Here is a 25,569-nt window from a genome sequence, read left to right as displayed (position 1 = left end):
ACGGCAGCAAGCTCATCTACTGCAGCGGCACCACCTTCAAGGACCCGCTGTTCTCCAAGGACCACGGCCTGTCCTGCAACATGACCGGCGGCTCCAGCGGCGGCCCCTGGTTCACCTCGTTCGACGAGAAGACCGGCACCGGCCTCCAGTCCTCGGTGAACAGCTTCGGCTACCAGTTCCTGCCCAACACCATGTTCGGCCCCTACTTCGGCGACGACGCCAAGAATCTGTACAGCCAGGCGCAGGGGTCCTGACCTGACCCACCCGGCCCGACCCGGGCCTCGGGGGCCGCACGGACCCGGTGCGTGCGGCCCCCCCCTGCGGCCGGTCGGCCGGATGGCTTCTAGCGCCCCGTGGTGTGGAGTTGGCGCTTGAGGAAGGAGACGACGGTCTGCCAGGTCGGGTGGGCGGCGGTGGGCCGGGTGGTGTGGCCGTGACGGGTGGTTTCCCGGGTGGCGCCGCGCCGGGTGCCGGGGTCACTGAGCATGTCCAGGAACGTGCCGTGGCCGGTGTTCGGGAAGGAGTAGAACCGGGCGTCCTGGTGCGTGGCGGCCAGCTTGTCGAAGAGCAGACGGCTCTGGTGGTAGGGCACCAGCTCGTCCTGCTTGCCGTGGAAGATCAGGAACGGCGGGGTGCGCCGCTTTCCGATGTAGGTGAGCGGGCTTGCCTCGGCGACCTTTGCGGGGCAGTCGTTGAGGGCGCAGCCGAGCAGCCGCGATTCGGGCGACTTGGGATCGGCGTGGCACTCACCCGGTACGGAACCGTCCTCGCGCGGTGTGCAGTCGGTGAGCATGTGCGCGTCCATCTGCCCGAAGTCGATCGGCGGGTAGAACGGCACGGCCGCCTGGACGGCGCTGGAGGGGCCGTTGACGCCGACGGTGCCCTCCAGCTTCGGAAGGTCTCCGGTCACCGCCGCCATCGTGGCGGCCCAGCCGCCGGAGGACTCGCCCATGATGGCGAAGCGTCGCGGGTCCAGGTGGTACTTCGCCGCGTTGGCGCGCAGCCAGCGGATGGCGCCTTTGATGTCGTGCAGCTGGGCCGGGAACTGCGCCTGGGAGCTGGAGCGGACCGCCACACCGGCCACGGCGAAACCGTGCGGGTTGAGCTGTGCGGCGACCTTGTCGGCGTCCATCCGGCCGTTGTCGGCCATCCAGCCCGAACCATGGGTGAAGATCACCAGGGGCAGCGGGCGGTGGGACTCCGGGACGTACAGATCCAGCTTGTGGCCCTGGGTACCGGCGGGCTCGGCGGCGGCGTAGTCGAGGTCCTCGGTGACGTCCACGCCCGGTGACGCGGCCGCCGGGACGTCTCTGGCTCCCACGGCGATGGCCACGACGGCCACCAGTGCCGTCACCAGGACGAGGAGGGGAATACTGCGGAACGGTGTTCGCACGAGGCTGCGAAACATTGACCTACTCCTTTTCGGATGGGCCCGATGGGCTCAGAGGAATGCCGGGCGCCGCTCGTCGGCGGGCATCAGGGGCCGTCGGCGATGAGGGGATCGGCAACCGCGAAGGCGGCGTTGGCGGCGGGGACGCCGCAGTAGACGGCGGTCTGGAGCAGCACCTCTTGGATCTCGTCCGGGGTGAGCCCGTTGCGCAGCGCGGCCCGTATGTGCAGGGCGAGTTCCTTGTGGTGGCCGCCCGCGACCAGGGCGGTGAGGGTGACGCAGCTGCGGTTGCGGCGGTCCAGCCCGGGACGGGTCCAGATCTCGCCCCAGGCGTAGCGGGTGAGGAAGTCCTGGAAGGTGGCGGTGAAGGCGCTGGTGCGCGCCCGGGCGCGGTCGACGTGGTCGTCACCGAGGACCGCGCGCCGTACGGCCGTGCCCGCCGCGCGGCGGAGGTCGTCGGGGTGGGACGGGGCCGCGAAGTGGTCCCGGAGGGCGGCGAGTACGGCGTGCGGTTGCTCGACGAGGGCGAGGTGGGAGGCGGCGGGCAGCTCCAGCAGGGTGGACCCGGTGATGCCGTCGGCCAGCTCCCGGGCGTGGGCGGGCGGCGTGGCCGGATCGTCGCGCCCCGCGATCACCAGGGTGGGTGCGGTGATCCGGGGCAGTTCGGCGCGCAGGTCGTATCCGGCGAGTGCGTCGCAGCAGGCCGCGTAGCCGGCCGGGTCGGTGGCGCGGAAGCCGGCGACCAGCGCGGCGGTGGCCGCGTTGCCGAATCCCGGGGTGAACCAGCGCTCGGCGGCCGTCCCGGCGAGCGCCTCGGTGCCCTGCGCGCGCACCAGGGCGGCACGCCGCTGCCACCCGGTGGGCTCGCCGAAGCGGGCCGAGGAGCACACCAGCGCCAGGGCCTCGACCCGTTCGGGATGGTGGACGGCGAGGTGGGCACCGACGGCTCCGCCGAGCGAGACACCGGCGTAGGCGAAGCGCGCCACACCGAGGTGGTCGGCGAGGGCGCGCACCAGACCGGCCAGATCGTCGACGGTGGCGCCCGGCCGGAGGAGATCGGCGGGTGAGCCGCCGTGTCCGGGCAGGTCCCAGCGGATCACCCGGAAGTGCCGTGCCAGAGCGGGAAGTTGGGCGTCCCAGACGGCGAGTGAGGTGCCGAGGGAGGGCCCGAGGATCAGCACCGGGCCGTCCGGGGGGCCGTCGAGGCGGTGGTGCAGGAGGTGCTTCATGAGCTGTTCCCCTGTTCGGACCCGGTCGTGCGGGTCAGGGCGCGGTCGACCAGGGCGGCTGCCGCCCCCAGGTAGGTCGCGGGGTCGGTGAGCCGGCGGATGCGGTCGCGGTGGCCGGCCGGCGCCGGTTCCTCCGCCAGCACGGCGTGCAGGCTCCGCCGCTCGGCGGTGGCCCGGCGGGCGGCGCGGGTGAGGAGTTCCCTGGCCGCTTGGCGACCGAGCAGGGCGCCGAGTTCGACGGCGAGGCGTTCGCTGACGATCAGGCCCCCGGTGACGTGGAGGTTGTCCCGCATCCGGTCGCCGAAGACCCGGAGGCCGTTCACGAGTGCGGCGGCGTCGCGGGCCGCCCCTCCGGCCAGCCGGAGCAGTTCCCGCAGGGCCTGCCATTCGGCGTGCCAGGCACCGGCCGGCCGTTCGTCCTCGGCGGTGAGTGAGGACGTCAACACGGCGGCAAGGGCGGGGGCTTGGCGCGCTGCGGCGGTGATCAGCGTGGCCCGCACGGGGTTGCTCTTGTGCGGCATGGCCGAGGAGTCCCCGCCGCTGCCCTCGGCCAGCTCGCCGATCTCCGTACGGGAGAGCACCAGGACGTCCGCCGCGAGCTTGCCGAGCGCACCGGGGACGAAGCCGAGCCCGGCGGCGAGGTCGGCGACGGGGGTGCGCAGGGTGTGCCAGGGCAGGACGGGCTCGGCGAGGCCGAGCTCCCTGGCATAGGCGGTGAGCAGGGCGGGCCCGCCGCTCCGTGTTCCGGCCAGGGTTTCGTACGCCGCCAACGTGCCTGCCGCCCCGCCGAGTTGGGCGGGGAGCCTGATCGAGGAGAGCCGCTCCAGGGCGTCCAGGACGAGGTGGCGCCAGCCGGCCGCCTTGAGTCCGAAGGTGGTCGGGACGGCGTGCTGGGTGAGGGTGCGGCCCGGCATGGGGGTGAGCCGGTGCGCATCGGCGAGCCGTCCGAGGGTGTCGGCCGTCCGCCGCAGGTCCGCGGCGATCAGCGGCAGGGTGCGGGCCGCCACCAGCATGGTGGCGGTGTCCATGATGTCCTGGCTGGTCGCGCCGCGGTGCACATACGGCGCGGCGTCGGCGGGCAGCGCGACGGTGAGATCGGCGACCAGCGGGATGACCGGGTTGCCGCCCTTGCGGGCACGGACGGCGATGTCGCGCAGATCGAACGCGTCGGCGTCCGCGGCCGCCGTCACGGCGTCCGCGGCCCCTGCGGGTGCGTCCCCGAGCCCGGCCTGGGCCCGGGTCAGGGCGGCCTCGGCGTCCAGCAGGGCCTGGAGGAACGCGTGGTCGCCGGTGGCCGCTTCGACGGCGGAGGCCACCCGGACCGGGGAGAGCAGGCCGAGGTCCGCGACGGCGTCCGGGGACGCCTCGGCCGGTCGCCTGCGAGCGTCATCGGAAGTCAAGGAAGACCGTCTCCTCAGGGCCCTGCAGCCGGATGTCGAAGCGGTGGAGGTGCGGGTCCTCCCGGGCGGCGAGCAGCGTCGCCCGGCGGTCGGGGGCGAGGGCGGCGAGCAGCGGGTCGGTGGCGGCCGGGTCCAGATAGGCGCGGGTGTAGAGGTGGTGGAGCAGACCGCGGGCGAACACGCAGACGGACAGGTACGGCACGCCGGCGGGCCTGAGGGTGCGGATCGACCAGTGCCCGTCGGCGGCGGTGGCGACGCGGCCGAAGCCGGTGAAGGTGACCTGGTCCCGGCCGGCGAAGCCACCGGTGACCGGATCGCGGCGCATCGAGCCGGGCTTCCCGGCCCGTGCGGGTCCCGGCTGCCAGAACTCCAGCAGGGCGTCGGGGATCGGTGCGCCCGCGCCGTCGTAGACATGGCCGTGCACGGTGAGCGTGTCGGGGTGGCCGGCCGGGGCCATCTCGCCGCCGCCGGGGAAGGGCAGGGCGTAGCCGTAGAACGGCCCCACGGTCTGGGCGGGGGTGGGGTGTCGCATCAGCGGCCCTCCTCGGTCCAGGTGGCGGCGGGGCCGTCGAGGACGATGTCCCAGCGGTGGCCGAGCGACCACTCGGCGACGGAGAGGTCGTGGTCGTAGGTGGCGACCAGGCGGGCGCGGGCGGCCGGGTCGGTGACGGACTGGAGGATCGGGTCGTAGGGGAAGAGCGGGTCGCCGGGGAAGTACATCTGGGTGACCAGCCGTTGGGTGAAGGCCGTGCCGAAGAGCGAGAAGTGGATGTGGGCCGGCCGCCAGGCGTTGTGGTGGTTGCGCCAGGGGTAGGCGCCGGGCTTGACGGTGGTGAAGGCGTACCGGCCCTGATCGTCGGTGAGGCAGCGGCCGACGCCGGTGAAGTGCGGGTCGAGCGGGGCGGCGTGCTGGTCGCGCCGGTGTGCGTAGCGGCCGGCGGCGTTGGCCTGCCAGATCTCGACGAGCTGTCCGCGGACCGGCCGTCCGCCGCGGTCAAGGACCCGGCCGGTGACGGTGATCCGCTCACCGAGCGGCTCGCCGGTGTGCTGGCGGGTCAGATCGGCGTCCAGTTCGGTGACGTCGGTGAGACCGAAGGCGGGGCCGCGGAGTTCGGCCGCCTCCGGGTCCTGGACGGTGACGAGCGGCTGCCGGGGGTGGCGGAGCCGGCTGCTGCGGTAGGGGGCGTAGCCGCGGTCCGGGTGGGCGGCGGCCTCGCCGGAGGCGGCGGCCGCCGCGGCCTGTTGGGCGATCTCCCGGGAGATGTCGTGCTGGGTGAGGGGCATGCGGGGCCTACCTTTCGAGGACGAGCGCGAGGCCCTGGCCGACGCCGATGCACAGGGCGGCGAGCGCGGTGCCGGCGCCCGCTGCGGCGAGCTGGTGGGCGGCGCCGCCGGTGATCCGGGCGCCGGACGCGCCGAGGGGGTGGCCGATCGCGAGCGCCCCGCCGCGCGGGTTGACCACCGAAGGGTCGAGTTCCGGCCAGGCCCGCAGACAGGCCAGGGCCTGCGCGGCGAAGGCCTCGTTCAGCTCGAAGGCGGTGAGGGCGTCGAAGCCCCGGCCCGCCTTCGCGAGGGCGCGGCGGACGGCCTCGACGGGGCCGGTGCCGAAGTACTGCGGTTCCACGCCGCTGACGGCGCAGGCGCTGATCCGGGCGAGCGGTGCGCGACCGGTGGCCTCCAGTCCGGCGGCGTCGGTGAGCAGCAGCGCGGCCGCCCCGTCGCTGAGCGGTGAGGAGTTGCCGGCGGTCACCGACCCGTCCTGCCGGAAGACCGGCCGGAGCGCGGCGAGGGCCTGGGGTGAGGCGGTGTCCCGGATGGCTTCGTCGCGGGCCGGGGCCACGCCCTCGACGGGGACGACCTCACTGTCGAACAAGCCGTCCCGCCAGGCCCTGGCGGCCTTGCGGTGGCTGGCGAGCGCGAAGGCGTCCTGGGCCTCGCGGGTGATGTCGTGGCGGTCGGCGACCAGTTCCGCCCCCTCCCCCAGCGCCACCGTCCACCGGTCCGGCATCTGCGGGTTGACCAGCCGCCAGCCCAGGGTGGTGGACGCGAGCTCCTGGTGGCCGGCGGGAAAGGCGTGGTCGGGCTTGGGCAGCACCCAGGGGGCGCGGCTCATCGACTCCACGCCACCGGCGAGCGCGACCGAGGCGTCCCCCACGGCGATCGCCCGGTACGCCTGGATCACGGCCTCCATCCCGGAGCCGCAGAGCCGGTTGACCGTGACCCCGGGCACCGTGACCGGCAGTCCGGCCAGCAGCACCGCCATCCGGGCCACATTGCGGTTCTCCTCGCCCGCGCCGTTGGCGTTGCCGAGGAACACGTCGTCGATCCGGGCCGGGTCGAGCCGCGGCGTACGGTCGAGCAGGGCACGCAGCACCCCGGCGGCGAGGTCGTCGGGGCGCACGGTGGCGAGGGCTCCGCCGTATTTGCCGACGGGTGTGCGGACGGCGTCGACGACGTAGACGTCGTTGAGGCGCTCGGTCATGGAAGGCTCCTGTGGCTGTGCGGGCCCGCTCCGGGGCGCGTGAGTGGCCCGCGTTCCGCCGATGGCTCGGTGCTCAGCGGGTGGTGGGGAGGGCGACGCGGACGGGCGCGGCCGTCTTCGCGAGCACCTCGTCGGGGCCGACCCCGGGGGCGGTTTCGACCAGGACGAAGCCGTCCGGTGCGAGGTCGAGGACGCCGAGGTCGGTGAGGACGCGGTGGACGCAGGCCGCACCGGTGAGCGGCAGGGTGCACTCGGCGACGAGCTTCGGCGAGCCGTCCCGGGCGGTGTGCTCGGTCATGACGAGGACCCGGCGGACCCCGTGGACGAGGTCCATCGCGCCGCCCATGCCCTTGACGAGCTTTCCGGGGATCATCCAGTTGGCCAGGTCCCCGCGGGCGGAGACCTGCATGGCGCCGAGGACCGCCGCGTCGACGTGGCCGCCGCGGATCATGCCGAAGGAGAGCGCGGAGTCGAAGAACGACGCCCCGGGTACGGCCGTCACGGTCTCCTTGCCGGCGTTGATGAGGTCGGGGTCGACCTCGTCCTCGTACGGGTAACGGCCCACGCCCAGCAGCCCGTTCTCCGACTGGAGCACGACGTCCGTGTCGCCGGGCAGGAAGCTCGGGACCAAAGTGGGCAGTCCGATGCCGAGGTTGACGTAGGAGCAGTCGGCGAGTTCGGCCGCCGCGCGGGCGGCCAGTTCGCTGCGGGTCCAGGCCATCAGGCGGGTGCCGCCTCTCGTGCCGCGCGGACGGAGACCGTCCGCTTCTCGATGTGCTTGTCGGCCGCCTGGGCCGGGGACAGCGGCAGGACCCGCTGCACGTAGATGCCCGGCAGATGGATCTCGTCGGGTCCCAATTCGCCCGGCTCGACCAGCTCTTCCACCTCGGCGACGGTGATCCGGCCGGCCATCGCGGCCAACGGGTTGAAGTTGCGCGCGGCCTTGTGGAAGACGAGGTTGCCGTGCCGGTCTCCCCGTGCCGCATGGACCAGGGCGAAGTCGGCGGTGAGGGCGCGCTCCAGGACGTAGTCGCGGCCGTCGAAGGCGCGGACCTCCTTCGGCGGGGAGGACACCGTCACGGTGCCGTCCGGGCCGTGGCGCCAGGGCAGACCGCCGTCGGCGACCGGGGTGCCGACACCGGCCGGCACGAAGAACGCCGGAATGCCGGCGCCGCCGGCGCGCAGCCGCTCGGCGAGCGTGCCCTGCGGCGTCAGTTCGACCTCCAGCTCGCCGCTCAGGTACCGCCGGGCGAACTCCCGGTTCCCGCCGATGTACGAGCCGGTGACCCGGGTGATCCGCCCGGCGGCCAGCAGGATGCCGAGCCCGCTGCCGTCGACCCCGCAGTTGTTCGACACCACGCTCAGCCCGCCGGAGCCACGGTCGTGCAGCGCCTGGATCAGCACGTTCGGCACGCCGCTGAGGCCGAATCCGCCCACGGCCAGCGACGATCCGTCGGTGATGTCGCCGACGGCCTCGGCGGCGGTCTGCCGGACTTTGTCCATGAGCACCCTTCCGGTTGTTCGCAGAGTGAATGTTCGTTCATAATTTGCGGGGCCGAGAGTGTGCGCCCGCGCGCGCCATCTGTCAACGCCGGCCGCGCCCGCCCGGCCAGTACGGTTGCCCGAAGCCCGCTACCGAGAGCAGAGCCACATGCCGACCACCGACCTCCGCGCACCCGCCGAAGCCGTGGCGCCGCTGATCCGCGGCATCAGCGTGCTGCGCGAACTCACCGAGGCGGACGGCCGCCAGAGCCTCGGCGGCCTCGCCCGCGGCACCGCGCTCGCCCGCTCCACGGTGGACCGGATCGCCGCCACGCTGACCCGGATGGGATACCTCCGGCAGACCGGCCGGGACGTCACGCTCACCCCCCGCCTGATGGAGCTGGGCAACGCCTACCTCGGCGCCCTCCGGCTGCCCGACCTGCTCGGTCCGCACGCCGACCGGCTCGCCGACACCCTCGACGAGTCGGTGTCGATCGCCGTGCCGGACCGCGACGGCATCCGCTTCGTCCACCAGGCCACCCGCCGCCGCGCACTGTCGCTCACCTTCCGCCTCGGCGACCTGCTGCCCGCCGAACGGACCGCCCACGGGCAGGTGTTCGCCGCGGACTGGACCGAGGAGGAGTGGGCGTCCTGGCGCGAGCGGTGGGCGGCGGACCCGGAGAACCTGCGCTTCCCGGCCGTTCCGCCGTTCCGCCAGTCCCCCGGCTTCCTCGCCGAGGCCTCCGCCGCCGCCCGCGCACGCGGCTGGGCCCTGGACGACCAGATGATCGAGCCGGGCCTGATCGCGCTCGTGGTGCCGGTCCGCGACGACCGGGGGCGACAGGTCTGCGGGGTGAGCGTGGTCAGCCACACCAGCCGGCACAGCGCCCGCTCCCTGCGCGAGGCCGTACTGCCCACGCTGCGCGAGACGGTGGCCGCCATGGAGGACGACCTGCGCCACGCCCCGCCGGTCGAGCCGGTCCGGCGGCCGGCGGGCGCAGCCGGGTCCGCGGCGTGGACACAGGCCTCCAAACAGGAGCTCGGCCGGGATTTCGTGGAGGCGCTGGCGCGGGGGCTGACCGTGCTGACCGCGTTCGGGCCCGGACGCGCCACGTTGCCGCTCACCGCCGTCGCCGAGGCCACCGGACTGGCGCGGGCCACCGCCCGGCGGGCCCTGATCACGCTGGCACACCTGGGCTATGTCACCGCGCACGGACGGGAGTTCAGCCTCACCCCCCGGGTACTCGACCTCGGCTTCGCACCACTGTCGTGCGCACCGCTGTCCCGGATCGCGGAGCCCCACCTGGCCGACCTGGCCGTCCAGGTCCAGGACTCCGCCTCCCTCGCCGTACTCACCGGCGACGACATCCAGTACACCGCCCGGATCGCCACCCGCCGCGTCATGAGCGTCAACATCACCGTCGGCACCCGGTTCCCGGCCTTCGCCACCTCGATGGGACGCGTCCTCCTCGCCGGCCTGCCGCCCGCCGAGCGCACGGCGAGGCTGCAACGGGCCGACCGCCGCCCCCTGACCGACCACACCGTCACCGCCCCGGCCCGGCTGGCCCAGCTGCTCAAGAGGACCGCGCAGGACGGATACGCCCTTGTCGACGAGGAGTTGGAGGAGGGCCTGCGCTCGGTCGCCGTCCCGGTGCACGACCGCACCGGACGGGTGGTCGCCGCCGTCGGCGTCTCCACGCACACCGGCCGCCGCACCCTCGCACAGTGCCGGGAGGAACTCCTCCCCGCCCTGCGCACGGCCGCCGCCCGGATCGAGAACGACCTGCACACGGCCGGACGTCACGTACGCATCTCCACCAGCTCCTGAACGCACCCTGCGCAGCCGGGCGACCGGGCGTGACCGGCCACCCGCACCCGGCCGTCCCGGCTGCGCCACGGAAGCGTCAGGCCTCCGCCCGGGCGACCGCCACGGTGCCCTCCCGGGCGACGAGCGGGACGAGCGCGATGGCCGTGGCGCCCAGGAAACCGGCCAGGGCGAAAGCGGTGAAGCCCCAGCTCTGATTGCCGCTCGCCGCGAGGACCCCGCCCAGCCACGGCCCGACGACCGCACCGGTACGCCCGACCCCGGTCACCCAGCCGAGCCCGGCGGCCCGCTCGCTCTGCCGGTAGACGGAGTTGGTGGCGGCGTACACCATGGCCTGAGCGCTGAACAGCCACACCCCGGTGACCGCCACGACCGCGTACGTCACCCCCAGCGGCAGAGGCGACTTGAGCAGCAGCGCACCGACGGCGGTCAGCACGAACCAGAGCGCCGACACCCGCACGGGTCCGAAGCGGTCCGCCGCCCGGCCCGCGATCAGCATGCCGACGATCCCGCCCGCGTTGATCACCATCAGGAAGCTGATCGAGGAGGTGAGGCCGTAGCCGGCGCTCCGCATCAGCTGCGGCAGCCAGGTGCTCATCCCGTACACCAGCAGCAGCCCGCAGAAGCTGGCCAGCCACAGCAGCGGCGTCGCCCACCGCGCCTCGTGGGCGAACAGCGCCCGGACCGCCGCCAGCCGCCCCTTCGGCCCCGCCGCCGGAGCCGCGCCCGCCACCGGCCGGGCCAGTCCGTACCGGTCCGCGACGGCGAAGGCCCGCTCCGGCCTGCCCCGCGCGAGCAGCACGCCGGGCGACTCGGGCAGCAGCTTCAGCAGCAGCGGTACGGCAACGACGGCGGGCAGCACCCCTGCCCAGAACACCGCGCGCCAGCCCGCCGCCGGAGCGACGGTCAGCCCGAGCGCCGTCGCCGCCATGCCGCCGGCGTGGTACGAGGTCATCAACAGGCCGGTGGCCAGTGCCACCCGGCCCCGCGGCGCGAACTCCATCACCATGGCCAGCCCCAGCGGCATCAGCCCGCCGAGCCCGAGACCCGCGACGAACCGTCCGGTACCGAGCATCGCCGGACTGCCGGCCAGCGCACACACCGCCGAGCCGAGCGAGAACACCGTCACGCTGCCCGCCAGCAGCGGCCGGCGCCCGAGCCAGTCGGTCAGATTGCCCGCCGCCAGCGCGCCGATGAGCATGCCGAAGGTGGTCCAACTGCCGATGGATCCGGCACCGTCCGGTGTCAGCCCGAAGCCGTGGTCATCGAGGATGTGCGGCATCACGGCGCCGTAGATGTTGATGTCCATACCGTCGAAGAACACGGCCAGCCAGCACAGGGCCAGCACCGGAAAGACCGTGCGGAAGGAGCGGGGTGGGGTGCCGATGGAAGTCATGTCCGTCCCTGGGGAGCGAAGGGAGAAGAAGATGTCCGGGGGGCGGGAAGTTCGCCTGGTGAACTCATATTCACTTCTGAGGTGGCAAGAGTGTCCGGCCGAGGCGTACGGGTGTCAATGACCGAGGGCCGGAGTTTTCCCAGGCGGAGCCGGGATCAGCCGTGCGCCCTCCAGCCCCGGAGTCTCGTGCGGCGCTCAGCGGCCGACAACGCCGGACCGGGGGGCCGCGCCGGTGCAGCCACCCCTCTCACAGCTGCCGGTCACACTCGATGCGCACCGCGCCGGACTCCCCGGCCGCGGCTCCGTTCGCCCCAGGACCGGCGCGGAGTGTTCACATGCCCGGGTGGTCGGGCACGGGCGACGCGGCGACGGCGTCGGCGAGGATCTGCTCCCGCGTCGAAATGACCAGTCCATTGAGGGCCTTGGCCAGCGCGAGGACCTCGCCCGGCCTGTCCGGGGCGGCGATCCGGTCGGTCGACTCGTCGAGGAAGGCCATCGCCTCACGCATGCGGCGGTGAGCTTCGGGGGTTGCGGGAAGCGCGTCCGCTTTGATCAGGTTGAGCATCGTCTCCAATGCCCCGGCCAACTCGCGGACCGCTGCACGCATCTCGGCTTCGTCGAAGTCCATGCCGCATACGATCGCGGATCGGACGGGAAGGCGCCACGCCGCCGGATTCGGCGGGAGGCGCCGAACGATGTCAGCGCGAACACCCCGGCCTGCGGTGCGGCGCGTGGCCGCCGCCGGGAAGCGGCGGGCTCATGGGCCAGGGGGCGTTCGGCCTCCCCCAGCGGGCGGGCACGCCTTCGCGCAGCGCATGCCCACCCCGGAGGAATCACTCAATGAGCGATCATCGGAGGGCCGAGCGGCGCAATTTCCCGATTGAAGAACTCGGCGAAATCTTCCCCCCGACGGTAAAGCGCATCGAATCCTGCGGAAGTTTCTTCAATCGCCACTTGATCCGCGATCCGATTGGCTCCCGCCGCGTTCCCGTCGTCGTCATAGACCACCTCGTACATGACCTTGTCGCCCAGGATCACAACTTCCGGCACAAGGTGGTCCACTTCGATATCCGAGATTTTTCGGGCATCCATCACCCGGATGCTGTCGCCCAATTCCACTCGCAGGCGAAGCACGAACAATTCCCACTGCACGTACGGAGTGACCGGGAACTGCACTACGCGAAGCCGACGCTCCAGAATGCCGAGCTCAGCAGCCTTCCGGAACTGCGCAGCGTAGATTTCACGCTTCTCCTCAACCAAGGAAAGCGCTCTATCCCACTCGCCGGCGGCGAAAGCTTCCCAACTGGGAAAACCTCGCTCCTTGAAATTCTGCCCACGTTCGAGCTTACTCAAGAAGCGGATACCGCTCTCATAATGACAGCGAAAGTCCTCGTGATAGCTTGGCCGATCCAAATACTCTGAGGTAGCTCGCTGGAACGACTCAAACACTTGGAATATCCGGCTTCGCCGCGACCATCATGCTCCTCGGGATGACCACGAGTCGCTCATCGGCGCCCACCGATACACCTGCCGGAAGACTTTTCCCGAGCGAGTCCGTCAGATCTCTGCCGATGATGGCGACATCTCCATTCTCCAGCTCCCAGATGTCGGGACAGTCGGGATTATCTGTCGTATGCCCTAACTCCTGCGGGGATTTCCCCAGCCGCCTTTTGAACCGCGTTGCAGGGTCAGCTTCCCACGGCCTGGCCACAACCGCCCCTCTCCTTCAGACGTTCCAGAGCGCTTTGAGGATAGCGCCTGAAGCTCCATGCAGCCAGAGCAAACTCTGGGCTACGCAGGAAAAATGGACATTGGCATATGCCATGGGAAAATCCCATCGAGGCTCGCTTGCCCGTTCACTTTGACGGTGCAACGATGCTGACCTTGAGCGCCGCACGGCCCTCACGAACTCGATGGTCTGATTTATGGACTTGTAGCAGAAATCCAGAGCAGTGGCGATTCAGCTGGGGGAGCCATGGATCCGGAATTAACATCGTTCACACAGACCGCTGGAACCACCTTGGTCACTCTGATGGCAACTGAGGCCTGGCAACACACCCGCGACGGAGTGACTCGTCTGTGGCAGCGCCTGCAGCCTGACCGAGCGCAAACCGTCGCCGATGAATTGGACGCAAGCCGCGAAGAAGTACTGCGCGCCCACTCGGCAGCTGACCAAGAGATGCTGAGTGAATTGCGCTTGCAGTGGCAAGGGTATCTCCGCCGGCTCGTGCTCGCCCAGCCGGAGGCCGTTGAGGACCTTCGCAGGTTGCTCGATGAGGTCGGTTCGGAAGCCGCGGCGCACGCTGCACGGATCACTCAGCACGGAACTGCATCCGGGCAAGCACGGATATATCAAGCCGGCCGGGACATGCACATCAACGAACGATGAGAGGTGCGATGGACGGCCATGCCGAAGATGCCGGCCGCGTCTACCAATCATCGCGTGACCAACACATCAGCGAGTACCACTATCACGGCAGCGATGAACGTGACTTGGCCGGCCCGGACTCAGTTCGACGCCCGGCAGTGGGCCGAGCACCCGTTGTTTTGCGCGACCGCGCCGAAGTGCTCGAGCGCTTACGGGCGAGTGTCACGGAAGGAAATGGCGGTCAGGCCTTTGTTCTTCACGGCATGGGAGGCTGCGGCAAGACTGCTGTCGCGCACGCCTTCTTTCAATTCGCCACAGAGGTCAGCGGTCGTGTCGGCCTGTGGGTGAATGCCTCCGACCGTGCGGGCCTGCGCGCCGGCATGCTCGCCGTTGCCGCCGACCGTGGTGCCACGGACGGCGAACTCTTGGCTGCGCGCAACGGCCTGCGGCCTGGAGCCGACCTCGTGTGGGAACGGCTCGACCGATCCGCTGAGCCGTGGCTGCTGGTACTGGACAACGCAGATGCTCCCGAGATCCTGCGGGATGGAAGCTGGCTGCGTACCAGCCCTGGCGGCATCGTGGTCGTCACGACACGGCGTGCGGCCGCTCGCTGGTGGCCCGGAGCGGAGTTGCAGCATATTGGGGTGCTGCCGCGGGAAGACGCTGCGCGGGTGCTGTGCGACCTGGCGCCGCGGAGCGGCACGTTGAGGCAGGCTTCGGCGATCGCGGACAGACTCGGCCGGCTGCCGCTCGCGCTGACGCTGGCCGGGGGCTTCCTGTCCCACCAAGTGCTCGATCCCTGGACGATGGACGCCTACAGACGCCATCTCGAGGAAGGGGAGGGTGTCGAACTCATCGACCAAGGAGCTGACCTCTTGTCGGATGCAGATCCACGTCACCTGGTGGGGCGTACTTGGCAACTCACGCTCGACGCATTCGAAGCTCGCGGCCTGCCCGAGGCAGTGTCACTGCTTCGCCTGCTTGCCCGCTTCGCTTCGGAGCCACTGCCGCTGACCCTGCTGAATCGTCCTGAAATCAGTGGCGTCCTCCCTCGGGCTCGCACGGAAACGGCCCTGCGAGCGTTGCTCGACCAATCACTTGCTGAACTGGTTGACGTCGGCGTGCGGTGTGTGCAGAGCCACGGCGTACTGCTCGACAGCGTCGCTTCCGCCACGCCGTCGGATTCGCTGGGCACTCTCAACTCGACGGCTTGCCGGCTGTTGGACGCCGCGATCCCTGAACTGCCTGACGCCGGCCCGGAAGACCTACATCTACGGCTTCTCAGTCCCCATGCCATCGCCTTGCTGCGGCGTGCCACGAATTCCGCAGAAATGGCCGATTTCGTGGGCATCGCGACCCGCCTGGCCACGGCCCTCCACCGTACCGGCGACTACCTCTCCGCCTGGGAGACCGCCCACAATGCGGTGGCGCTTTCGGAGCAAATCCTCGGTTCGGAGCACCGCTCGGTTTTGGCCGCGCGTTCCAGGGCCGGCCGAGCACTGTTTCGACTGGGAAAGTATTCCGAGGCCGAGCCGCTGCTGCGCCAGGTCCGAAGCACTCAGGAGCGGCTGTTCGGAGCCTACGATCCGGACACTCTGGACAGCAGCCACGGTCTTCAGCTGGTGCTGGGTAACCTCGGCAAACAGGCGGAAGCCCTGCCCTTGCTCCACGCCACGATTGCGGGCCGAAAATCGTCGCTCGGGCCTGCCCATCCATTGACGCTACGTTCCCGGGCCAGCCTGCTCACGATACTGCCGGCGGCCGAACTCGAAAGGGAAGACAACTCTGCACTGCTCTCATTGCCTTCGGAATGTGAGCGGCACCTCGGCCCGGACCACACGGTCACGCTGGGAGCACGACACAACCATGCCTGGGCGCTTTACGTACTCGGGAACTTCGACGAGGCCGATGAGGAGATTCGACTGGTCGCAGACACATATGAACGTCGCTTTGGGCCCGATTACCCCATCGCGCTTTCGGCACAACAGCTATATGCCCGAATTCAACATGAACTCGGAAACTTCGAGGCCGCAGTAAGCCTCATGAATGACGTCACGGAAAGGCGTACGAACAGCCTGGGCGCGGATCACCCCTTTACAACTGCCAGCAGGAAAGTACTTGCTGAGTTCAGGGAAAATCGGCGAGCTGCGCCCTGACTCATCCTGGGCGTGAGCCCCGGCAGGCCAGGGCACGAAGTCCGGCTGGACGCACGAACGGCCCCTTCCGGGGCATTCACCCCGGTCAGAGCCGTAGTGCCGGACGAGTCGGCCTGTACGCCGGGGACAATCGGCGCTTTCGCGGGTAGCCGTGTGACCTGCGCATACACCGTGTCAGACCACAGCAATGCACATCACGTGCACGATCACGCGTGACTGCTGGACACAACGGCACATGGGCGGATTCCAGCGACCACCCGGAGAACAAACACCACAGGCCCCCTGCGACGGGGACCACGCGGCGGTCGCCCGCCAGGCTTCGACAAGCACAGCTACTTCTACTCGGTGGTGACTGGTCCGAGGCAGGGCGTGGGCGAGGAGTCTGCGGATCTCCGCCACGGTGAAGCGGATGGTGCCGGTGACGCTTCTGCGCCCCTTTCGGTTGTCCAGGCTGGAACGGCGGGCCCAGGACGCGTGGGCGAGCACGGCCAGGGCGTTCCCCTCCGGGGTGTCAGTTGCACCCCGAGAGGCAACCACCCCGGCCGCGGCCTCCGGCTGTACCGCTGCATTCGACGCTGGGCCGAGACCCACACGACGACCGCTCGCCGTGTACCGAGGCCCTGGTGCCCTTGAGCCGGTCTGTTGCCGCAGTGCCGGTGCCGGTGAAGCCGTAGTGCACCCACACGTCGTGTTCGTCTGAGGTCTCCCTCGGCTGATGGTGCGGTGGAAAGCCGACGATGTCCGGCGCGGAAACGCGCCATCACACGTCTGCCCGCACCGTCGCGATGTCGAGGTCGATGGCGATTCGGCCGGTCCGGCCGTCTTCATGCTGCCCGGCCGGCCTCACCATCGGGGCATCTTCGCCCGACAGCCCATCGGGCGTCGAATGCCGGTGCGAAGCGGATGGACCGCATGGTGTCCGGGCGGCGCGCAAGACCGACGGGAGGCATCACCCTGTCGGCCGGTGTGGCGGGTTACCACTCCGTGGCTGGATCGGGGAGCTGCGGCTCTGCCCTCGCATTCGTAACCATCGGGCTCTGTCGCTGCGGGGCCCGGACACGAGCGGCCGCGCCGTCATCCCAACCACCGACCACGCCCGCACTTTCTCAAGGCCAGGAGCCCCGTTGACTGTTCTCCACTTCGACCTTCGTCCTGCCCTCGTCACTGAAGACCTACAGGTGGACGTGCACGGATCTGCGTACGCGCTCCGTCCACACACCGACGAGACCCTGGACGCAGCGAGGCGGGAGCACCCCGTGCTCGCGGCACTGCTCACGGCCCCACGGGGCTTACAGGGGGCGTCGGCCGCGGAGTTCACGCACTTCGCCGAGGTGGACGACGCGGACCTCGACACCGGTGCGGTGCGGTGGTTGCGCGTGGTGCGGCCCGCGCCGAAGGGCGTGCATCTGCCCGAGGTGGTGATGATGGCCCTGTACCTCGCGCCACAGCGGCTGCGTGCCACCCTGCTCGCCCGCCGGGACCGCGAAGGCCGGGAGATCACGCGCAGCGGCAAGCTGGCCAGGCTCGGCGTCGGCCCGTGCACGGGGGAAGCGGCGCTCGAACTGCGCCTCCACGCCGAGACGTTGATCACGGACCATGACACAGCTGTCGGGCTCATCGCGCATCATCCCGATCTCGCGACCACCGAGCCGCACACGGCGCAGATCCTTCGGGACGACCACATCGCCCCGGACGAAGAGATGGACCCCGACCAGTACAACGCGGTGGCCGAACTCGCGGGCCTCATCAGTGAACTGGGGCAGGACTGGTCCCGCCGCGTCCCCTGCCGGGATTCCGGCGGCACCCTGCTGACCGCCGGGTACGCGGTCGACGGCATCCAGGCCGGCGACCAGCTGTACACCTTCGACCTGCACGAGCGGGTCCTCGACAAGAGCCGTCCCGTGATCGCGGGGGCGCGGCGTACGTCCTCCGATGACGCATGGCTGCGGGGCAAGACCTGGCGCAGCCGCCCCGGCACGTCCGTGCTCGTCACCGACGGAGCAGCGGCGCTCGGCGCGTCCGCACCCCGGACTCCCTCCTACCGATGGACCGTGGACGAGCCCACCTCCCATCACGGCGTGAACGTGGGAGCCCCCGGCGTGGACGATGCCGGCACCTTCAGCATCGACGCCTCCAACTCCTATCTGCGCACCCTCTACCTGGGTTACGAACTCTTCGACGAGTCGGGGACGTCGCTCGGCTCTGTCACCAAGTGGGGCTCGGTCCCGGCGGTGGACACGATCCTCGGCATCCCCGTTCCCGCGGAGCCGAACGAGGTGTCCTTCGCGCTGGGGAAGGCCGCCTCGGTAAAGCTGTACTTCGGCAGCCTGGGCACCTCGGACTGGAACGCGGACGTCAGCACCGAGGGAGCGCTGCTCACGGCGCTGTGGGAGTACGGCGTACCCCTGGTCTGCCTGGCCGCAGGAAAGGCTCTCACCAGCACCAAGCTCTTCAACCGGATCATCAACGACCGCGACCTGGTCGCCGTGGTACTCGGCGTCGGCATTCCGCTCGCCGGGGGGACGATCGCGGTGGGCACCGCGCTCACCCGGTCCTCCAAGTTCCTCACCGCGGCGGCGAACTTCGTCCTCGGCATCGTGGTGCAGAAGGGCCTGGAGAAGCTGGGGGAGTGGCTGGTCGAGCAGGTCGGCGAGGGAGCGCTGTCGAACGCCTTCGGGCCGGTGGGCTGGGCGCTGAAGCTGGTGGCCGCCGGCCTGGACTTCGAGCAGATCGCGATCACGACGGGCGAGGTGCTGTCCTCCCCCGCCTGCGTCACCGTCAAGGCCAGCCGGTCGCTGGATGTCGCCCTCACCCTGCACCCCGACCCGCGGCACGGCGAGGCCGGACACCCCGAGACGGCCGTGTGGCCGGCGGTGGCGACCCGGTACCTGGTGACGTTGCAGTACCGGGGCGGCGCAAGCCGGCAGCTCACCGGCGAGCTGCCGCATGTGACCAGCAAGGAGCCGTTGCGGCTCCGGTTCGCGGACGTGCCGGCGGGCGGCGACCTGCGGATCGTCGCGGGCGTCTACAGCGCCAACGGCTGGCTGGCCGGGTCCTGGCAGAGCGACTGGACGCCCTCGAAGCCCACCGGGGAAGCGGTGCTCGACCTGGGCGATCACCAGATCACGGAGAACCTGGTGCCGCTCGCGCCCGACACCCAGTACGTCTACAAGGAACAGCTCGCGCTGGCCGGCGGCAAGCCGGTCTGGCGCGCCGACGGAACACCTCCGAGCGCCACCAAGGCCGACCTCGACTGCCAGGGCACTTCCGGCCTGTGCGACATCGCCGCCGCCACCCTCAACAACAGTGCCTTCCAGGTCGGTTACGCCTGGCGCGCGTCGGGCCAGGCGCTCCACCCGGACCGTCCCGACGCCCCGGTCTCCGGCGACCAGCTGTGGGCGGTGCAGAACGTCTCCGTGCTGGCGGACCCCGACTCCCGACGGAAGACCACCACGGTGGGCTTCACCGCCCGCCCCGCCATCGCCTACGCGCTGTCCCCCAACGCCGAGTCCATTGACGAGACGAACTTCGTCCTGGACCCGCGCGACGGCGTCATGCATCTGCGGCAGGTGCGGCTCGACGACGGTACGCGGGACTTCGGCTTCGACCAGAAGGACCTCCCGAGCTGGGGCCGGTTCCCGCTGGAGAACGTGGACGCGCTGGCCGTCCACCCCAGCAACGCCGTGATCGCCTGCTCCTGGCAGCACCACAAACTCATGCTGCTGCCCCTGCCGGCGGAACCGGTCACCGACGACAAGGCCCCGGAAGCACTGCTCGTCTCCGGTCAGGGCATCCGGGAAGGGCTGCTCAAGGGCCCGAAGGCACTCGCTGTCGCCCCGGACGGCCGCATCCTGGTCCTGGAGTCACTCAACAACCGGATCCAGGCATTCGACACCAAGGGCAATCCGGTGCCGTCCTTCACCACCGGCCCCGCCGTCTGCCAGGCCCCCACCGCACAGCTCGCCGCCGCCCTGGACGCCGGCACCATTCCCGAGGCGCTGCACGAAGCACTGCAAGAGGCGGACGCCACCCTGTTGTTCCCCCTTGATGCCCACTTCACCGCACAACTGGACTCGGCCCGCTTCCAGCCGGCGAACGACCCACTGATCGACGTGCTCGCCGCGAACGGCATCGCTCTGGCCTACGACCCGGACCACATGGACGACCCCGCGCAGAGCGCACAGATCACGGTGATCGAGAAGGGCCGCTCGTGGGTCATCTCCGACCCTCGCGGCATGGCGTGGCAGGTGCTGAACGGTCAGCAGGGGCTCGCCGTCCATCACCGCCTGACCAGTACCGTCATCCATACCCAACGGGCGGGCGCGCAGTGGCTCGTCCTGGACGACGACCGCCAGGGCGCCTGGAAGGTCGTCCCGGTCGCGGACGACGCGACCCGGTCGGAGGTCTACGCGTGCACTTCCTCCTTCCCGCTGCGAGGCGACGGCGCGAACGCCGACAACTCCGTCACCCATCTCGACATGGCCGTCGAGTCACAGGGCTACACCTACGTGCTGTCCTACTCGGGTGCCGGATCCAAGGCAGCGGACTATCTGCTGGACATCTACGGCCCCGACGGACGATTCATCGTGCGCACGCCCGACACCACCGTCACCAAGACCCCGCAGAACATCGTCGCCGCGAAGATCGCGGTGGACGTCTGGCGCAACCTCTACGCCCTGGGCTACGCGCCGCTGACCGAGACCCGCGACGGCCCGGCCTTCGCCCACTGGACGCCCACACCACCACTGTTCACGCTCCCGCTCACCGCGCAGCCGAACTACGACGACCGGAACATCTCCCCTGTCAGGGCGGACTTCGCCGCCCACAACATCACGCTCACCAACGACGCAGCCGTCACCGTGACCGTCCCCGGCGGCGCATGGCAGGTCCAGGACGGCGGCACCATCTACCACCTCTACCGCAGCGGCGACGGCTTGCAGGTCTACGCCATTCCCGCCTGACGCCCCAAGGAGTCCCACCCATGCAGACCCTCACCGTTGCCATCGGCCCGAAGGGCATCGACTTCTTCACCCAGCACTACGTCAAGGACGTGCTGGCGAACGACCTCAAGGACATGGCGTTCCCGGACCACGACGTCTCTGATATCGCGCGCTTCGAGATCGAAAACAGCGGCTTCACAGTGGTCACCTGCGAGAAGCTGGACGTCAAGCTGTCCGAGGGCAAGTTGCAGGGTTTCGAGCCCGCGTACCAGGGCGTCAAGCAGCAGGTGAACGGCACGTTCACGCTCACCTACGACGCCGTCCACTTCTCCGTGCCGTACAAGTGGACGGAGACATGGACCAAGGACACGTTCACCGTCAGGACCGGGCACGATTACGCGTCGCAGGGCCCGGACACCTTCGACTACCACCCCAGCATCGGCAAGCTCGACACCAGTGTGACGGTGAGCTTCACCTATAACTCTGGCCGCAACACCTACGACATCACCTACCAGAACTCGACCGCGACACCTTCCGACAGCAAGACCGCCCCGCCGGGCGACAGCGTCATCCAGCACGAGAAGGAATTCTGGGGCGGCGAACACCTCAACACGGACGCGGTGGCCGCCATCGGCGGCGTCGAGTTCGCCAAGCCCGTCGAAAACGCGATCAACCCGATGCTCGCGTCCATCCCCGCCAGTGGCAAACTCACCGACGACATCACGTTCAACTTCGCCGTCGGTGACTCCAAACTCGCCTTCCCCGGCGACAACGGCCTCACCATCGGCGTCACCGGCGAAGTGACCTACAAGGGCACCCCCTACCCGGGCCCGCAGCCCGCGGCCCTGCCGGTGCCGACGCCGCCGACGGACGACCACCATCTGGAGGTCTACGTCTCCGAATACACGATGGGCGCCCTGCACTGGGCCTACTGGAAGGCGGGGAAGCTCGACTTCACCCTCACGCCGAAGGACATCCCGGACCCGGACAGTCTGAAGGTGGACACCTACCTCACCCTGGTGCCGGCGTTCAAGCCGTACAAGGGCTGCACCATGACCGCTCAGGTCACCCCCCTGTCGCTGCCTCACCAGGACATTCCCCAGACCTACGCGTTCGCCCAGGTCTACGAGTTCACCGCGGAGACCGAGAAGATCCTCCAGCAGCAGCTGCCGTCCGACGTGTACAACAAGGTGCTCAAGCACATGGACGGCAACGCCTACACCACGGTGAGCGACCTCACCACGGATCTGAGCGATCTCAAGATTTCCCAGGAGTACTACGCGGCCATCGAGAAGGCCACCGCGGTGATGGGCATGGTCGTCACCCAGAACCTCGAATTCACGCTGACCATCGAGGCCGACGACGAGAAGCCGAAGATCGTCTTCGATCTGCTCCGCACCGACATCCTCCGCGACCTCAAGCTCGGCGCCGCCGACAACGTCCAGACGATGCAGTACAGCTTTCACAAGGTGATGTTCCAAGCCACGCTCAAGTCCTCCGACGTCCCGCACATCGACCAGACGACGTTCGGCAGCACCGTGTGGCCCATCGTCGGCGAACCGCACTACGACAAGGTCCTCGAAGACCTCGGCAGTAAGGGCGTCGCACTGCCGATCGTGCGGGACTTCACGTTCCTGTTCGACCAGGCCGTGCTGAGCATCCAGGAGCACTACGTGTCCGTCCTGGCCGACGTGCGCTACAAGACCGTGTAGGGAGCACACCATGACAGGACCCGGACAGTTCGCGGGCAAGCTGCTTTTCGCCTCCACCGGAGGGTCTTCCACTGTCTATCTGACCACGTTCGAGGTCCACGGCAGCGGCGGGAAGAAGATCCCGGTGCCGGGGATGGCAGCGACGGACGTCACACCGGCCGAGCGGGTGACGCTTTATCAGGACGACGGCGGCGGAACGCTGATCCGGCTCGCCGGTCTGCTGTGGATCCGGCTGGACACGAACACTGGCTGGCTGACCCTCACGGAGAACGCCACCCAAGCGGCCGTCTTCGAACTGTCCGGGTCGCCCTTGGGCACAACATGGAAGGTCCGGACGTCCCAAGGAGCCAAAGCAATCACCTACAGCGTGGACAAGCTGGCCCCGCTCCTCACCATGACGGACGACGCCTCGGGCGTCTTCGCCCCACAGACCGTCACCCCCGGTCTCGACGACATCCGGCGCACCAAGTCCGCCGCGGAGGCCGATCTGCGGCAGCTGATTCTGGCCGGTGCCGACCTCTCCGGCGTCGACCTCAGCAGGGCGGATGTCACCTCCAGTGACCTGACCGGAGCCAACCTTTCGTCCGCCGACCTGAGCCACGCCACGCTCGCCGGCACCACCTTGACCGGCACCCACTGCGACGGCACCGTACTGAACGACACCGACCTGACCGGCGCCCGGCTCGAAGCGGTCTCCTGGGGCAAGCTGCGGAGCGCGGCCCATGTCGTGCTCGCGCAGAGCCACGCCCGCGGCGCGGTCCTCGGCACCACCGCCGGCTCGGGCCCCGGTTCCGCTCCGGGCGATCGACACCTCCTCGACTGCACCGGCGCCAACCTATCCGGCGCCGACCTCCGCGCGGCGACCCTTTCCGCCTGCAACCTGACCGGCGCCCACCTCGCGGGAACGCTCCTCTCGGACGCCAAGCTCGTCGGCTCGGCCCTCGACAAGGCCGACCTGAGTGCGGTCGTCGCGGTCGGCACCGACCTGAGCAAAGCGACACTGCGCAACGTCAACGGGCCGGGAGCGAACCTCGCCCACGCCGACCTGTCGGGTGCGGACCTGTCCAATGCCCGGCTGGGCGCCAAGGCGTTCCTGTTCACCCTCGACTCGGTCACACCACAAGAGCTCGATGTCGCCAAGTACGCCCCGGATGACGTGGTCGCGGCCTTCGCCAAGCACGGCGTCACCCTCTCACCGCACGACGAGGTCGTCTCCGTGCTCAAGGGCACCCGCTGGCGCATCGCGCGCTACACCCTGCAACTCCACGACGGCGGCCCCGGCATCGACGCCCTCACCGACCAGGTACGGCCCGCCGTTCTGCGCGGCGCGGTGTGCGAGGGCACCCGGGCAACCGCCGCCAACTTGGCGGGAGCCGACCTGCACGGCATCCAGTGGTTCGGGACCGGTGCCACGGTCGACCACGTGGACTTCGACGGCGCCGTGCTCGCGGGCGGCTACCTCCAGGGGATCCGGCTGACCCAGTCGTACCTCTCCGGTACGGACCTCAGCGACTGCGTCCTGATCCAGGCCAAGCTGCCCGGCTGTCACGCCGCGCCGGGAGACGGCCAGCGGCCCTTCTCCCTCGCCGGAGCCCTGCTGCACGGGGCCGACTTCAGTGACACCACGCTCCGCTCGGCCCTGCTCGTCGACGCCGCCGTCGCGACAAGCCGTGGCGTCCCGCTCTTCGCACTTCCCCCGGCCGCCCAGGCTTCCCTGGACTCCGGAGACCTGCACGCGCTGGCTGACGCCTTCACCACGGCAGGCCAGCCGCTCGGCGACGGCGCCAAGGTCCAGAAAGTCCAAGCCCGTTTCCTGGACAACTCCAAGGACCCGAACACCGCCGCGCCCCGCGTCTACCGCGTCACGGTCCGCCCCAGCGAACTGCGCGTCTTTGACGACAGCACCGCGCGCTTCCTCTTCAAACTGCCCGCCGCCGACGCCCAGTATCTCAACGCCCCCACGGCCGGTTCCGAACTCATCGCGGCCTTCAAGCAGCAGAACTACACCCTCGCCACCGACGCTCCCATCAGCGCCGAGAACTACTGGGAGATCACCGCGGGCACCGTGACCGTCCAGCCCCGCCCGGCCGCCTACCCCACCATGCGCGTCTACACGGGCCCCACGGACCTGCCCGTCTACGGCTGCGTCCTGGTCCGGCTGCGCGACCGGCCCCAGCAACCGGAGGTGGCCTTCGCAGCGACGACGGCCCTGGAGACGGCGCTCGACGCCGACTCCGTCGGACCCAGCGGCTATCCCCGCTCCCAGGTGGACGCCGAACTCCTGACCTGGGAAGAGTTCCTCACCCCGCCGGTCTGACCACCGTCGGCTGCCTGCGGGGGTGGTCACGTCGAGCCACGGCCCGGGCGTCGCCCGGGCGATGTGCGATGCGGTGTCGACCCGCGCGTGGACCCCGTCGGTGGCTGGGGCATTCCCACCACCGACGGGGTCCACGCTGCGCGTCGTCGCCAGGGACTTTCGTTTGGATCATCGGGCTGACCAGAGGAAGATGCCTACGATGTGGAGTCCGGCCAGGTAGATGGTTGCGGTCTTCTCGTAGCGAGTGGCGATGCCTCGCCACTGGTCGGGTAGCCGGGTCACGTCGCCGTGACCCGGCCCCCTCAGAACCGGACGTGCCTGTTTCCAAGCATCACGGCTCAAGCAAGCCCGAAGGCTTCACAGGTTCTGCTCTTTTCCGGTCGCCGTCGCCGGAGTGGTGCTGGCGATGGCATTCCGAGTGGACGAGCCGAAGATTCTTGCTCTCATCAGAGCCGCCATGCCGCCGGTAGGTGAAGTGGTGTTTATGCAACCGCTTCTTCATCGCGTCGAACCAATCGATCCACTCGCGTGGACTGTCGGGCTCGTATTCCGCGCCGGCGATGAGCGCCTGACCGCACAGTGGGCAGATTCCCTTCTGACGGGCTGCCAGAGTAAGGCTGATCTTGTCCATCGGTGGCGGTGTGCGCGTTTGGCGGCGTTGACTCCAGTAGTCGAGGAGTGCAGGGTCATCGGGTGACGACTTACCCCTGACCAACTGATGCCGTCTGATGTTGGTCCAGGCGAACTTGGGAAGGTGTGCGCCTGTGGCACGGTCACCGAATACCCAGTTGTTCGTCTTGGATCGGTTGAGCCTGCCGAAGTACTTGTTCACGATCCAGCGCTTCGACTTCTTCGGGTGGGTGCGCTTGGCC

19 protein-coding genes and 1 pseudogene are annotated in these 25,569 nt (G+C 69.9%); 7 read left to right on the top strand and 13 right to left on the bottom strand.

Annotated elements, in window-relative coordinates; genetic code table 11:
• A pseudogene (locus ACFW5B_RS33610) lies at positions 1–254 on the top strand (peptidase); the annotation flags it as partial.
• A gap of 89 nt (positions 255–343) precedes the next feature.
• On the opposite strand, the gene ACFW5B_RS33605 reads toward ACFW5B_RS33610, so the two are convergent.
• From ACFW5B_RS33605 to ACFW5B_RS33570, 8 genes are all read right to left on the bottom strand, one after another.
• The gene (locus ACFW5B_RS33605; protein ID WP_386448315.1) at positions 344–1,408 is read right to left on the bottom strand and encodes an alpha/beta fold hydrolase; all 1,065 of its coding nucleotides are present in this window, start codon (positions 1,406–1,408) and stop codon (positions 344–346) included.
• Between the two features lie 68 nt (positions 1,409–1,476).
• Positions 1,477–2,619: a 3-oxoadipate enol-lactonase gene (gene pcaD, locus ACFW5B_RS33600; protein WP_386448312.1), complete on the bottom strand. Its 1,143-nt coding sequence runs from the start codon at positions 2,617–2,619 to the stop codon at positions 1,477–1,479.
• Entirely contained in the window at positions 2,616–4,019 is a 1,404-nt protein-coding gene (gene pcaB, locus ACFW5B_RS33595) for a 3-carboxy-cis,cis-muconate cycloisomerase (protein ID WP_386448309.1), read from the bottom strand. Before pcaB ends, pcaD begins: the two co-directional genes overlap by 4 nt.
• Complete coding sequence (gene pcaG / locus ACFW5B_RS33590; protein ID WP_386448307.1) at positions 4,006–4,551, bottom strand: protocatechuate 3,4-dioxygenase subunit alpha; 546 nt, start codon at positions 4,549–4,551, stop codon at positions 4,006–4,008. The genes pcaB and pcaG overlap by 14 nt, the downstream gene beginning before the upstream one ends.
• Complete coding sequence (gene pcaH / locus ACFW5B_RS33585; RefSeq protein ID WP_386448304.1) at positions 4,551–5,303, bottom strand: protocatechuate 3,4-dioxygenase subunit beta; 753 nt, start codon at positions 5,301–5,303, stop codon at positions 4,551–4,553. Before pcaH ends, pcaG begins: the two co-directional genes overlap by 1 nt.
• A 7-nt stretch (positions 5,304–5,310) precedes the next feature.
• Positions 5,311–6,501: a thiolase family protein gene (locus ACFW5B_RS33580; protein ID WP_386448302.1), complete on the bottom strand. Its 1,191-nt coding sequence runs from the start codon at positions 6,499–6,501 to the stop codon at positions 5,311–5,313.
• 73 nt (positions 6,502–6,574) lie between these two features.
• Entirely contained in the window at positions 6,575–7,222 is a 648-nt protein-coding gene (locus ACFW5B_RS33575; protein WP_386448299.1) for a 3-oxoacid CoA-transferase subunit B, read from the bottom strand.
• A complete protein-coding gene (locus ACFW5B_RS33570; protein WP_386448296.1) occupies positions 7,222–8,004 on the bottom strand; it encodes a CoA transferase subunit A in 783 nt (260 codons plus the stop codon). Before ACFW5B_RS33570 ends, ACFW5B_RS33575 begins: the two co-directional genes overlap by 1 nt.
• A 148-nt stretch (positions 8,005–8,152) precedes the next feature.
• Between ACFW5B_RS33570 and ACFW5B_RS33565 the strand changes: the two genes are divergently transcribed.
• Entirely contained in the window at positions 8,153–9,811 is a 1,659-nt protein-coding gene (locus ACFW5B_RS33565) for an IclR family transcriptional regulator C-terminal domain-containing protein (RefSeq protein WP_386448293.1), read from the top strand.
• 76 nt (positions 9,812–9,887) lie between these two features.
• Here the strand turns inward: ACFW5B_RS33565 and ACFW5B_RS33560 are convergent, their stop codons facing one another.
• The 4 genes from ACFW5B_RS33560 to ACFW5B_RS33545 all read right to left on the bottom strand — a co-directional run bounded on the left by ACFW5B_RS33560 (position 9,888) and on the right by ACFW5B_RS33545 (position 12,915).
• Entirely contained in the window at positions 9,888–11,204 is a 1,317-nt protein-coding gene (locus ACFW5B_RS33560) for an MFS transporter (RefSeq protein WP_386448290.1), read from the bottom strand.
• A gap of 331 nt (positions 11,205–11,535) precedes the next feature.
• Positions 11,536–11,832 carry a hypothetical protein gene (locus ACFW5B_RS33555; RefSeq protein WP_386448288.1) on the bottom strand — a complete coding sequence of 99 codons (297 nt, stop codon included), beginning with the start codon at positions 11,830–11,832 and terminating at the stop codon, positions 11,536–11,538.
• A gap of 209 nt (positions 11,833–12,041) precedes the next feature.
• The gene (locus ACFW5B_RS33550) at positions 12,042–12,653 is read right to left on the bottom strand and encodes a DUF6879 family protein (protein ID WP_386448285.1); all 612 of its coding nucleotides are present in this window, start codon (positions 12,651–12,653) and stop codon (positions 12,042–12,044) included.
• Positions 12,646–12,915: a hypothetical protein gene (locus ACFW5B_RS33545; RefSeq protein ID WP_078518844.1), complete on the bottom strand. Its 270-nt coding sequence runs from the start codon at positions 12,913–12,915 to the stop codon at positions 12,646–12,648. The genes ACFW5B_RS33550 and ACFW5B_RS33545 overlap by 8 nt, the downstream gene beginning before the upstream one ends.
• Before the next feature lie 264 nt (positions 12,916–13,179).
• Between ACFW5B_RS33545 and ACFW5B_RS33540 the strand changes: the two genes are divergently transcribed.
• From ACFW5B_RS33540 to ACFW5B_RS33520, 5 genes are all read left to right on the top strand, one after another.
• On the top strand, positions 13,180–13,593 hold the full coding sequence (locus tag ACFW5B_RS33540; RefSeq protein WP_386448282.1) for a hypothetical protein: 414 nt from the start codon (positions 13,180–13,182) through the stop codon (positions 13,591–13,593).
• Between the two features lie 8 nt (positions 13,594–13,601).
• The gene (locus ACFW5B_RS33535; protein ID WP_386448279.1) at positions 13,602–15,728 is read left to right on the top strand and encodes a tetratricopeptide repeat protein; all 2,127 of its coding nucleotides are present in this window, start codon (positions 13,602–13,604) and stop codon (positions 15,726–15,728) included.
• Positions 15,729–16,852: 1,124 nt separating this feature from the next.
• Positions 16,853–20,689, top strand: coding sequence for a hypothetical protein (locus tag ACFW5B_RS33530; RefSeq protein WP_386448276.1), 3,837 nt, complete (start codon positions 16,853–16,855; stop codon positions 20,687–20,689).
• A gap of 20 nt (positions 20,690–20,709) precedes the next feature.
• On the top strand, positions 20,710–22,380 hold the full coding sequence (locus ACFW5B_RS33525; RefSeq protein WP_386448273.1) for a hypothetical protein: 1,671 nt from the start codon (positions 20,710–20,712) through the stop codon (positions 22,378–22,380).
• Between the two features lie 10 nt (positions 22,381–22,390).
• Positions 22,391–24,697 carry a pentapeptide repeat-containing protein gene (locus tag ACFW5B_RS33520; RefSeq protein WP_386448270.1) on the top strand — a complete coding sequence of 769 codons (2,307 nt, stop codon included), beginning with the start codon at positions 22,391–22,393 and terminating at the stop codon, positions 24,695–24,697.
• 331 nt (positions 24,698–25,028) lie between these two features.
• On the opposite strand, the gene ACFW5B_RS33515 is transcribed toward ACFW5B_RS33520, so the two are convergent.
• Positions 25,029–25,569: HNH endonuclease (locus ACFW5B_RS33515; protein WP_386448267.1), on the bottom strand; the 541-nt coding region annotated here is incomplete at its 5' end.

Source organism: Streptomyces sp. NPDC058773 (assembly GCF_042746015.1).
GTDB lineage: Bacteria > Actinomycetota > Actinomycetes > Streptomycetales > Streptomycetaceae > Streptomyces.
Note: the sequence above shows the minus strand (reverse complement) of the source record. Positions and strands in the feature narration are given on the sequence as shown.

Coding starts and splice junctions, on each gene's coding strand:
- ACFW5B_RS33605 (WP_386448315.1), bottom strand. CDS start 1,408: ATGTTTCGCAGCCTCGTGCGAACACCGTTCCGCAGTATTCCCCTCCTC.
- pcaD (WP_386448312.1), bottom strand. CDS start 2,619: ATGAAGCACCTCCTGCACCACCGCCTCGACGGCCCCCCGGACGGCCCG.
- pcaG (WP_386448307.1), bottom strand. CDS start 4,551: ATGCGACACCCCACCCCCGCCCAGACCGTGGGGCCGTTCTACGGCTAC.
- pcaH (WP_386448304.1), bottom strand. CDS start 5,303: ATGCCCCTCACCCAGCACGACATCTCCCGGGAGATCGCCCAACAGGCC.
- ACFW5B_RS33580 (WP_386448302.1), bottom strand. CDS start 6,501: ATGACCGAGCGCCTCAACGACGTCTACGTCGTCGACGCCGTCCGCACA.
- ACFW5B_RS33575 (WP_386448299.1), bottom strand. CDS start 7,222: ATGGCCTGGACCCGCAGCGAACTGGCCGCCCGCGCGGCGGCCGAACTC.
- ACFW5B_RS33570 (WP_386448296.1), bottom strand. CDS start 8,004: ATGGACAAAGTCCGGCAGACCGCCGCCGAGGCCGTCGGCGACATCACC.
- ACFW5B_RS33565 (WP_386448293.1), top strand. CDS start 8,153: ATGCCGACCACCGACCTCCGCGCACCCGCCGAAGCCGTGGCGCCGCTG.
- ACFW5B_RS33560 (WP_386448290.1), bottom strand. CDS start 11,204: ATGACTTCCATCGGCACCCCACCCCGCTCCTTCCGCACGGTCTTTCCG.
- ACFW5B_RS33555 (WP_386448288.1), bottom strand. CDS start 11,832: ATGGACTTCGACGAAGCCGAGATGCGTGCAGCGGTCCGCGAGTTGGCC.
- ACFW5B_RS33540 (WP_386448282.1), top strand. CDS start 13,180: ATGGATCCGGAATTAACATCGTTCACACAGACCGCTGGAACCACCTTG.
- ACFW5B_RS33535 (WP_386448279.1), top strand. CDS start 13,602: ATGGACGGCCATGCCGAAGATGCCGGCCGCGTCTACCAATCATCGCGT.
- ACFW5B_RS33525 (WP_386448273.1), top strand. CDS start 20,710: ATGCAGACCCTCACCGTTGCCATCGGCCCGAAGGGCATCGACTTCTTC.
- ACFW5B_RS33520 (WP_386448270.1), top strand. CDS start 22,391: ATGACAGGACCCGGACAGTTCGCGGGCAAGCTGCTTTTCGCCTCCACC.